We start from the raw sequence: 10,092 nt of genomic DNA, 5'->3' as shown, positions 1-10,092 counted from the left end.
TACAACTTGGGTCTTGCTGCGTTCGGGCAGTAAAGGCAGAATAACTTCTTAACTTTGTGGATAAACTGATGAAAAAACAAATCTTGCGTACGCTAACAATGGTTCTCAGCACCTTAGCCTTTACTGTGTCAGCCGAAGAAATCGGTGATGTCAGCACGACATTTAGGCTGCTCGGAGCCAATAATAAAATTGTGATTGAAGCCTTCGACGATCCTGATGTTCCCGGTGTTGCTTGTCATGTATCACGCGCTAAAACCGGCGGAATGAAAGGTGCGGTAGGTCTGGCTGAAGATCCAACGGAAGCATCAATTGCCTGTCGGCAAATAGGCGCAATTGATACCGGCAAACTGGATAAATTGAAAAATGGCGAGGTGGTGTTTAAAGAAAGTCTGTCGCTGGTTTTCAAGAGTCTGCAAGTGGTGCGTTTTTATGATAAAAAACGTAATGTTCTGGTCTATTTGGCTTACAGTGACAAGGTGATTGAAGGTTCGCCAAAGAACTCTATTTCATCAGTGCCGGTTATGAAGTGGGATTAGTCAAGCGGCAGTAGGACGCAATACGCTGAAGTTATTGCGTCTTACAGGACGACTGGCTGTTCTTGGTTCGACCCGAACCGGCCTTATTGTGCGGACCCCCAAGCTGGAGCTTGAGAGCCAGTGAATCAGCAATATTTTTCCTTGAGTCTTGGCAATTGCTCCATGCAGCCGTTCGTAGTGAAAAATCAGCCAGCCAACCGCTCCCGCCATTCGCTAATTTTCATCCTCAGCTCATCAATATTAACCGTAGTCAGATGGCGCTGTTTTAACAAACGTTTGCCCGCTACCCAGACATCGGTGACTTGCTGGCGGCTTGCGGCGTAAACGATCTGCGAAATCGGGCAATATAAGGGCTGGGTTTCCAGATGCGATAAATCAACGGCAATCACATCGGCGGCTTTGCCGATGCTTAACGAGCCGATTTCATTGTCCAGGCCCAAAGCCTTCGCGCCGTTGATAGTCGCCATGCGCAACGCGGTCATCGCCGGAATGGCGCTGGCATCACCGGCAACGGCTTTGCCGAGCAGTGCTGCGGTGCGCATTTCGCCGAACATGTCCAGGTCGTTGTTGCTGGCCGCGCCGTCGGTGCCTAAAGCCACATTGATGCCGGCGGCGATACATTTGGCAACAGGGCAAAAGCCGCTGGCGAGTTTTAAATTGGACTCGGGGCAATGCACGATATGAGCGCCGGATTCTGCAAACCGGGCGATTTCGTCGTCGGTTAATTGGGTCATGTGTACCGCGATGAATGACGGGTCGATCAGGCCGAGTTCATGCAGTCTTTGCAAGGGCCGCTGTCCGGTTTTTTCCAGTTGCTGTTCGATTTCATGCAGCGTCTCGTGGACATGCATATGGATCGGCAGTTCCAGTTCATCGGACAGGGTTTTGATTTTTTGCAACGGTTCGTCAGATACCGTGTATGGCGCATGCGGCGCAAACGGCGTGGAAATCAGCGGGTGGTGCCGTAGCTGCTCGTGCAGGGACAGACCCTTTTCAATATAGGCGTCGCTGTTTTCGGCCCAGACTGTCGGGAAATCGATGACGATCAGGCCGACGCTGGCGCGAATGCCGTGTTGTATGGCCTGCGCTGCGGTGATTTCCGGGAAAAAATACATGTCGTTGAAGCAGGTGGTGCCGCCCAGTATCATCTCGGCTATCGCCAGGTCGGTGCCGTCTTTGACAAAGGCCTCGCTCATCCATTTTTGTTCCAGCGGCCAGATATGGTTGGCAAGCCAGTCCATCAGCGGTAAATCGTCGGCAATACCGCGCATTAAGGTCATCGCGGCATGGGTGTGGTTGTTGATTAAGCCGGGCAGCAGGGCGTGGTTGTCCAGATTCTCGGTAGTTGTTCCTTGGTATTTCTGCTGGGCAAGTCCGGTCGGTAGCAGGTCGATGATTCGACCATTATCGATAACCAGCGTATGGTGTTCTAGGGTTACGGATTCCGGTTCAACGGGTATAATCCAGCGAGCGTGGATGAGGGTATCGACAACTGTCATAAGATATTCCTGGGTTTGGGTTGCCGAATTATAACTTTTTAGACACTATTCGGCACGAAGGAAAGGATTAGATGGAAGGCGAAAGCCGAAGGACAATAAACTTTCGCCTCTTAAAAAAGACACTGAACAATTAGGCTATTAATGACTATGCAAAATAAATTAACCGTACAAGCCTTGCAATGGACGGGCAGCGCTTTAAAGGTATTGGATCAGCGGCAATTGCCGGAAAAAATCGTTTACGATGAATACACGGATGCCGAAGGCCTCACAGAGGCCATTGCCAGCATGCGTGTGCGCGGCGCTCCGGCAATCGGCATAGCGGCCGCTTACGGTGTGGCACTGTCGGTTCGCAAACATTATGCCCAGTCCAATCATTGGCGGCAAAAAGTGGCGGCCGATATAGCCATGTTGGCAAAGTCCAGGCCAACAGCGGTCAATTTGTTTTGGGCGTTGGATCAGATGAAGGTCAAACTGGCTAAGTCACTGGACAATCCCCCTGCGGCCGTTCTGGCTTGTGCGGAAAGAATCCATAGCGACGATATTGCGGCTAATCACAAAATGGGTGAGTTGGGCGCGGATATTCTGGCCGGTGCTAAAGGCGTGATGACCCATTGTAACGCCGGCGCCTTGGCAACCGGCGGTTACGGCACGGCGCTGGGCGTTATTCGTAGCGCTTATCAACGCCAGCGCATTAACATTTATGCGGGCGAAACCCGGCCCTGGCTGCAAGGCGCAAGGCTGACCGTTTGGGAATTGGCGCAAGACGGCATTGCTTCGACCTTGATTGCCGATTCGGCGGCGGCATGGCTGATGAAATCCGGAGCCATCGACTGGATCGTGGTCGGCGCAGACCGCATTGCCGCCAATGGCGATGCTGCAAACAAAATCGGCACCTATTCGTTGGCCGTGCTGGCCAAACAGCATGGCGTCAAGTTAATGGTGGTAGCACCTATCACGACCATCGACTGGAAAATCGACAACGGCGACCAGATAGAGATTGAACAGCGCAATCCTGACGAATTATTGCCGGCCTGCTATGTCGGGGAGGGTTCCCTGGTTAGCGCCTGGAATCCGGTCTTTGACGTGACCCCGGCGGAACTGATTTCGGCGATTGTGACCGAGCGCGGTGTAATATTGAATCCTGCTGAGCATGGGGTAAGGAGTTTAAAAAATGCAATTTGATAAAAAAGGCAATAATCCGGTATTGGCCATCGGCTTTTTATTTAAGGGGCTGAACTTATTGACACGTCCGGAACTGCGAAAATTCATCATCATTCCGATTTTAATCAACGTGGTCTTGTACAGCGCCGCCTTAGCCTTGGGATATTTTTATATTTCGGACTTGATTGATCAATTTATTCCCGGCTGGCTGCAATGGTTAAGCTGGATCTTATGGCCGCTGTTTTTTATCAGTTTTATTATCGCCGGATTTTTCACCTTCACGGTATTGGCGAATCTGATTGCCGCGCCTTTTTACGGCCATTTATCCGCAAAAACACTGGCGATGGTAAGCGACAAGCCAATGACAATAGCCGAACCATCATTGCCTAAAGTCCTGTTTGCGGAATTAAGGCGTATGGGCTATCTGGGGACCCGAGCCTTGCCGTTGCTGATCTTGTCGATTATTCCCGGTATCAACGTAATTGCGCCTGTGCTATGGGCTCTGTTCGGCGCCTGGGGCATGGCGCTGGAATACCTAGCCTATCCGCTGGAAAACGAGGGTATATTGTTTTCCGAACAGAAAAACCTGGTCAAAAGCGTCAGGTTGGGCGCGTTAAGTTTTGGCGGTCTGGCGGTGCTTGGGCTGACTATTCCGGTGCTGAATATCATCATCGCCCCGGCGGCAGTGATTGGCGCTACGCTTTATTTTAATGAGATTAAGCAGGATTGAGCGGTTAATGGTAAGGTGTTTGCTAGAAATTAATGCATTTAAAAAGGTGTCTATTTATAGTTATGTATCATGACTGAGCGCCAGAAACTGACCATTTCAAAGCTGGATGCTGCCAAACGGCAGCTAGAGACGGTCATTCGCCTCTATTTTGTTTATGGCGATCCAGTCGCTATTCACACGCTTACTTCCGCCGCTTACAACGTGGTACGAGACATCAACAAAAAGAGAGGTGGTTCGCCTCTAATTGCTAAAGATGGTTTCCTTGACTACATCAAGGAAGGTCATGAGAAGGAGGTCCGCGACCTAATCAATGGCGCTGAGAATTTCTTTAAGCACGCTGATCGAGATCACGACTCCACTATTGACTTCAATCCCGAGCAAAGCGAGTTCCTAATCCTTGAAGCTTGCGGCACATACTGGAAGCTGACTGGAGAGTTTCCCCCGCTCTTCCGCGTGTACCAATCGTGGTTCATTGCCCACCACCAAGTGCTCTTTAATTTTCCCGAAGAGCAAAAACGGCTAATTGCGCTTAGTGCTTCAGCGGTAACAACGGTGAGTAGAGAGCAATTCTTCACTCAGGCATTGCCAGCCTTAATGAAGCCCTATGCATAACCTCTCGGTCAACCCGAGTCAGGTAGGTTTATGCTGGTTCCCAAGCTCCAGCTTGGGAACCCAGTACGCGAAGCTCTAGCTTCGCGAGACTGGACAGGAAGCTGGAGTTTCCAAGACTGCATTCCCAAGCTGGAGCTTGGGAATGCGCGCAAAAGAAAATAAGCTTAGCCGATGCAAAAGCCGCCTATAGGATTGATACAATTATTCATTTCCTCCTACAGTGTTAATTTCCGGGATTTGCCGCATGGAACAGATTATTAATCTTCATATTGAAAAATTGCCAGAGGGTGTTTATTTAGCCACCTCAGACGACATTTCCGGTTTGATAGCTCAGGGACGGACAATAACCGAAACTTTGGAAATCGCCAGTGACGTAGCCAAGAAGCTTTTGGAGGCGAAGGCCGAGCGCCACCTAGATGCCGAAAATGCCAAATTAAATCCAGAACAGTTTTTTGGTGTCAGTTATTTAGAGAGTATCGATCAATTGCTTGAAAGTATGCGCGACGAGAGGGAACACTAAAACCAAATGAAATTCGCCATACAAGTCAACGCCAGTCCTTACCAGTCCAATGCCGGATATACCGCGTATCAATTTATCAAGTCCGCGTTGGCGCAAGGGCATCAAGTATTCAGGGTGTTTTTTTATCAAGACGGCATTTATCATGCATTCAAATACGCCACGCCGCCGGACGATGAACTCCAGTTCAGCGCGCAATGGAGCGAGTTGGCAAGACTGCATCAGATCGATCTAGTGGTGTGCATTTCCGCCGCGCAACGGCGCGGTTTGTTATGCAGCGACGAGGCCCAGCGGCAGGGCAAGCAGGATAATGATTTGGCAGAGGGCTTTCGCATTTCCGGTTTGGGGCAGTTGGTTGAGGCCACGCTGGAAGCCGACCGCTTTATCGTATTCGGGTGAGGGCATGAAGCGTTATTTATTTGTATTGCGTAAACCGCCGCACAGCGGCGCCCAGGTTCAGGAAATGCTGGATATTATTCTGATCACCGCCGCGTTTGACCAGCATGTCAGTATCTTGTTGCTGGACGATGGTGTGTTTCAGCTGAAAAACGGCCAGAATCCTGAAATAGCGGGCATGAAAGATACTGCCTCCATTTTTAAAGCGCTGGAAATCTACGATGTTAACGATATTTATACCGAAGTGGAGTCGCTACAGGAACGCGGCCTAAAGCCGGGGGATTTGTGCTTGCCGGTGCAGGAGTTTTACCGGAAAGACATAGCCGGATTGATGAAGCGGTTTGATGTGGTGTTTGCGGGGTAGATTTACTGTTAGCAAGAATGCTGTGGGGGCGACTTTAGTCGCCCCCACAAACAACACTACAATTAGAGGCGATTACCCAGTCAGCTTCTTATACTTTAACCGGTGCGGATTATCCGCATCGCTACCTAGGCGGCGATGGCGGTCGGTCTCGTAATCTTCATAGTTGCCCTCAAACCAGACCACGTTACTGTCGCCTTCAAAAGCCAGCATATGCGTAGCGATCCGATCCAGAAACCAGCGATCATGCGAAATAACCACGGCGCAACCGGGGAACGCCAGCAGCGCTTCTTCCAACGCCCGCAGGGTTTCAACGTCCAGATCGTTGGTCGGCTCATCGAGCAACAGTACGTTGCCGCCGGTTTTAAGCAGCTTGGCCAGATGTACACGGTTGCGTTCGCCGCCGGACAAATCGCCGATGCGTTTTCCCTGGTCTGCGCCTTTAAAGTTAAAACGGCCGACATAAGCCCGTGATGGGGTTTCATATTTGCCGACGGTAATCATGTCCAGACCGTCGGAAATTTCATCGAACACGGTTTTTTTCGGATCCAGATCATCGCGCAACTGATCAACATAGGCAAGTTGAACGGTTTGTCCCAGTGTTAGGGTGCCGGAATCGGGCTGGTCGACACCGGCCATCATGCGGAACAGCGTAGTTTTACCCGCGCCGTTCGGGCCGATAATGCCGACGATGCCGCCGGGCGGCAGTTTAAAGCTCAAGCCGTTGATTAACAGCTTGTCGCCGAAAGCCTTGCTGATGTTGTCGGCTTCAATCACCACGTCGCCCAAACGAGGTCCGGGTGGAATATAAATTTCCTGGGTCTCGTTGCGTTTTTGCACGTCGGTAGCCGATAACTCGTCAAAACGCGCCAATCGGGCCTTGCTTTTGGCATGGCGGCCTTTGGGGCTGGAACGCACCCATTCCAGCTCTTCTTTCATGGCTTTTTGGCGGGAAGATTCCTGTTTTTCCTCCTGCAACAGCCGGTTGCTTTTTTGTTCCAGCCAGCTGGAGTAATTGCCTTCCCACGGAATGCCGGAGCCTCTGTCCAGTTCCAGAATCCAGCCGGCCACATTGTCCAGGAAGTAGCGATCATGGGTGACCGCAACCACGGTACCGGGATAATTGTGCAGGAACCGTTCCAGCCAGGCGACCGATTCCGCGTCCAAATGGTTGGTCGGTTCGTCCAGTAACAGCATGTCGGGGTTGGATAATAACAGCCGGCATAACGCCACGCGGCGTTTTTCACCGCCGGACAGATTGGTCACATCGGCATCCCAATCCGGCAGCCGTAGCGCATCGGCGGCGACTTCGAGCTTGCGGTCCAGGTTATGGCCGTCGCAAGCGTTGATGAAGTCTTCCAGGAACGCTTGTTCGGCGGCCAGTTTGTCAAAGTCGGCATCGGGCAGCGCGTAAGCCGCATAGACGGCGTCGAGTTTCGCCAAAGTTTCCTTGATTTCCGCGACGGCTTCCTCGACATTGCCGCGCACGGTTTTATTGGGGTCGAGCTGCGGCTCTTGCGGCAGATAGCCGATGTTAATGCCTTTGAGCGGGATAGCCTCGCCTTCAATGTCCTTGTCGATGCCCGCCATGATGCGTAGCAGCGTCGATTTACCCGAGCCGTTTAGCCCCAGTACGCCGATTTTTGCGCCGGGGAAAAAAGACAGCGAGATGTCCTTAAGGATATATTTTTTGGGCGGGACAATCTTGCCGACCCGGTTCATTGAGTATATGTATTGCGCCATAGTGTTCAGTTCATCAGTTTAAGGTTGATAAAGGGTAGCAGAAGTAGGCACCTTAGGCGCAGTTTTTGTTCCTCGGCAACTGCTCCTGCTCAAGCTAAGTACCTACATCCCTGTAGGTGGAATTATGTCATTGATTTAATGGGTATTTTGTTATTTATGAACAGTGGGTTTTTTAAAATGATATGGAAGTAGCATAAAGTAGAGCATGAGCGTATGCTTAATTCGCTGTATTTGGCAGTCAAACTTTGCAATATTAATCTTCAAAACACTGGTAATACCGGTGCCATTTGCATGAATTTTCAGAAAAAACCATCAATTATTTGGAGTGAGTACCATGAGCAAAGAACAAAAAAGCAATAAAGAAGATAAGAAAAAACCTGCTTTAAGTCCGAAAGAAAAGAAAGCGGCGAAGAAAACCAAGAAAGATTCTAAAAGTTAAAAGATTTAATAAAATTTAATACAATTCTGCTGGATTTCCAATCTCCAGATTGGGCGTGAAGCTCTTTAGAAGGCTGTCCGAATAGAAGCCGCAGTAGGTTCTCTATTTTAGGACAGCTTTCTGGTTTCGCGAAACGGAATGTGCTGAACGAGGATCGGTATTTAACATTTGCACACAGCAACAATCAATAATTTAGCCTTGCCTTTAAATGTGCCGCTTAAAGTCCGAAAGATGACCGTAAGTTGTTGATAGTTTATAAAATTATTTTTTTGTTAAATTTTTGTACGATTTAACAAAATACTAATAAAAACCGCAGCTAAGCGCTAATTAAAACAATCAATACACAGAGTTATCCACAGATTTTGTGAGTAAGTATTGGACGCAGGTTGGCCGCTGTATTTGGGGTTGAATGGCAGATCTCGTTCCTGCATTGGCATGTAGGAACGAGACGGGTTGTTAAAGATTCGGCAGATATTGGGGAAGATGTTGACGAATATCGGCGACACTCAACATGGTGATTTCTTTGTCGAGTTCGAAGCGAATCAGTTTTTTAATCTGTTCAGGCAGATGATTACGTAGCAAGCCAAGAAAAGACGGAGAGGCTACAATCAGTAGTTGCTCAAACCGGTTGGTGTTGTGCGCGTCTTCCAGATATTGGGCAACGATATGCGCAAAACTGTCAACTTTGTGTTTTTTCGGATCGGTAGGTTGTTCAAAAGCATGTCCGCCTCCACCGACGCTTTTGATCCTTCCAGGCAGGTCGGAGGTTATCTCACGGTCGTGTAAACGACCTTCGGAATGAGAAAAATCTTCGATTTCCTCTAAAGGAGAAGCGGACGTATCGGCAGTAAAAATGCGTGCACGAGTACTGTCAGCAACGAGTATCCAGGTTAATTTCATGATGGTTCCTTCTGTGGCATATTGAGTTTAAATAACACGTTACTTGCAAAACTCATTAAATCTAAAAACATAAATTTTGCGTCACTAGTTGTAGGTTAGAGGAATCAGGTCCTTCAATCAATAAGTAGTAATACCAAGCGGATGAAGTGTATAGAGGACTTTGTTAATAGTTTGTATTTGTCGTTATCTTGATCGCACGAAATTTCGCGGACAGAGCAAAGTAGCCTGTTCGTAACGTTTGAGCAAGTTCATTCCCTTATCGAAACATTACATGTTCCGGACGGATTTGCAAAACCTGTTCAGTATAATAGCGCGGTAGGTTGAGATGGGTACAAGATTCAATAAAAAACAACAATTTACTCATAAACATTGGGGGTGAGGACTCAGCCACAGCGATGTATTGTTTTTGAATATGGCAAGCATCGAAGACATTGATTAATTGGTTTTTGACAAGAGTATTTAACATTTGCACACAGGAACAATCAGTGACTTAGCGTTGCTTTTAAATGAGCGTTATAAAGGCCGATAAGCCGTTGTAAGTTATTGATAGTCTATAAAATTATTGATTTGTTGAGTTTTTGTACAATTTAACAAAACACCAATAAAAACCGCAGCTAAGCGATAACTAGAACAAGCAACGCACAGAGTTATCCACAGGTTTTGTGAATAACTATTGGACGCATGATTAAAAATCCGATAGCAGCATAAAACTTTCTAGATCGATGGAGGGTAGTGGGTGAAATCTGTAATTATGTGTAAATATTGAGTTTAAACTCGACCGTATTGATCAGTAAGCCGATGGTCGCATCATGCATCAATTCGAGATCCGAAAAACAAATAGTTTTGTATGCCAGGTGTTTAATCCAGGTTTTGAAATTTAAGTTTTTGCGTTCTGTTTTCTGGGTATTGCGCTGACCCACTTCATGTTTGTCGGCATCAAGATGGCTCTGGTATGCCGTAGATCAGAGCCAGCGTTGATTAGATTTGAGACCGTTGTTCTCGCCTGACGCTTAGCTCACTGCTTGCGCTCAGTTCAAATAGCCTGGATTAACCGACACAAGACTGTCACCCTAGGCTGTCGAAATACAGCAACTTTGAATGTATTTTGATTTCCCGACTTATGGATTGATTCGAGTGGGTTTTAAAGTTGAATGGATTGCATTAAAATGAACATTAAAACAACGCACTCGTTCAATTA

At 48.3% G+C, this 10,092-nt stretch carries 10 protein-coding genes and 1 pseudogene; 7 read left to right on the top strand and 4 right to left on the bottom strand.

Going from position 1 to position 10,092, the window contains the following annotated elements:
• Positions 1–68: 68 nt before the first annotated feature.
• Positions 69–536 (top strand): CreA family protein, encoded by a 468-nt coding sequence (locus tag RW114_RS13025; RefSeq protein ID WP_340123193.1) that lies wholly within the window; start codon positions 69–71, stop codon positions 534–536.
• Positions 537–721: 185 nt separating this feature from the next.
• On the opposite strand, the gene RW114_RS13020 is transcribed toward RW114_RS13025, so the two are convergent.
• Positions 722–2,035 carry a TRZ/ATZ family hydrolase gene (locus RW114_RS13020; RefSeq protein ID WP_340123192.1) on the bottom strand — a complete coding sequence of 438 codons (1,314 nt, stop codon included), beginning with the start codon at positions 2,033–2,035 and terminating at the stop codon, positions 722–724.
• Between the two features lie 141 nt (positions 2,036–2,176).
• Between RW114_RS13020 and mtnA the strand changes: the two genes are divergently transcribed.
• The 6 genes from mtnA (at position 2,177) to tusC (ending at position 5,815) form a co-directional block, all read left to right on the top strand.
• Complete coding sequence (gene mtnA, locus RW114_RS13015) at positions 2,177–3,217, top strand: S-methyl-5-thioribose-1-phosphate isomerase (RefSeq protein ID WP_340123191.1); 1,041 nt, start codon at positions 2,177–2,179, stop codon at positions 3,215–3,217.
• Positions 3,207–3,926, top strand: a complete 720-nt coding sequence (cysZ, locus tag RW114_RS13010; protein WP_340123190.1) for a sulfate transporter CysZ — start codon at positions 3,207–3,209, stop codon at positions 3,924–3,926. Before mtnA ends, cysZ begins: the two co-directional genes overlap by 11 nt.
• 69 nt (positions 3,927–3,995) lie before the next feature.
• On the top strand, positions 3,996–4,538 hold the full coding sequence (locus RW114_RS13005; RefSeq protein ID WP_340123189.1) for a hypothetical protein: 543 nt from the start codon (positions 3,996–3,998) through the stop codon (positions 4,536–4,538).
• A gap of 244 nt (positions 4,539–4,782) precedes the next feature.
• Positions 4,783–5,058: a type II toxin-antitoxin system HicB family antitoxin gene (locus RW114_RS13000; protein WP_340123188.1), complete on the top strand. Its 276-nt coding sequence runs from the start codon at positions 4,783–4,785 to the stop codon at positions 5,056–5,058.
• A gap of 6 nt (positions 5,059–5,064) precedes the next feature.
• Positions 5,065–5,454: a sulfurtransferase complex subunit TusD gene (gene tusD / locus RW114_RS12995; protein WP_340123187.1), complete on the top strand. Its 390-nt coding sequence runs from the start codon at positions 5,065–5,067 to the stop codon at positions 5,452–5,454.
• A gap of 4 nt (positions 5,455–5,458) precedes the next feature.
• Positions 5,459–5,815: a sulfurtransferase complex subunit TusC gene (tusC, locus tag RW114_RS12990; protein ID WP_340123186.1), complete on the top strand. Its 357-nt coding sequence runs from the start codon at positions 5,459–5,461 to the stop codon at positions 5,813–5,815.
• 72 nt (positions 5,816–5,887) lie between these two features.
• Here tusC and ettA read toward each other — a convergent pair whose 3' ends face one another.
• The 3 genes and pseudogenes from ettA to RW114_RS20995 all read right to left on the bottom strand — a co-directional run.
• Entirely contained in the window at positions 5,888–7,555 is a 1,668-nt protein-coding gene (ettA, locus tag RW114_RS12985; RefSeq protein WP_340123185.1) for an energy-dependent translational throttle protein EttA, read from the bottom strand.
• 895 nt (positions 7,556–8,450) lie between these two features.
• On the bottom strand, positions 8,451–8,894 hold the full coding sequence (locus tag RW114_RS12980; RefSeq protein WP_340123184.1) for a host attachment protein: 444 nt from the start codon (positions 8,892–8,894) through the stop codon (positions 8,451–8,453).
• A gap of 749 nt (positions 8,895–9,643) precedes the next feature.
• A pseudogene (locus RW114_RS20995) lies at positions 9,644–9,850 on the bottom strand (IS1 family transposase); the annotation flags it as partial.
• Positions 9,851–10,092: the final 242 nt, after the last annotated feature.

Source organism: Methylobacter svalbardensis, assembly GCF_037671525.1.
Classification (GTDB): Bacteria; Pseudomonadota; Gammaproteobacteria; order Methylococcales; family Methylomonadaceae; genus Methylobacter_A; species Methylobacter_A svalbardensis.
Note: the sequence above shows the minus strand (reverse complement) of the source record. Positions and strands in the feature narration are given on the sequence as shown.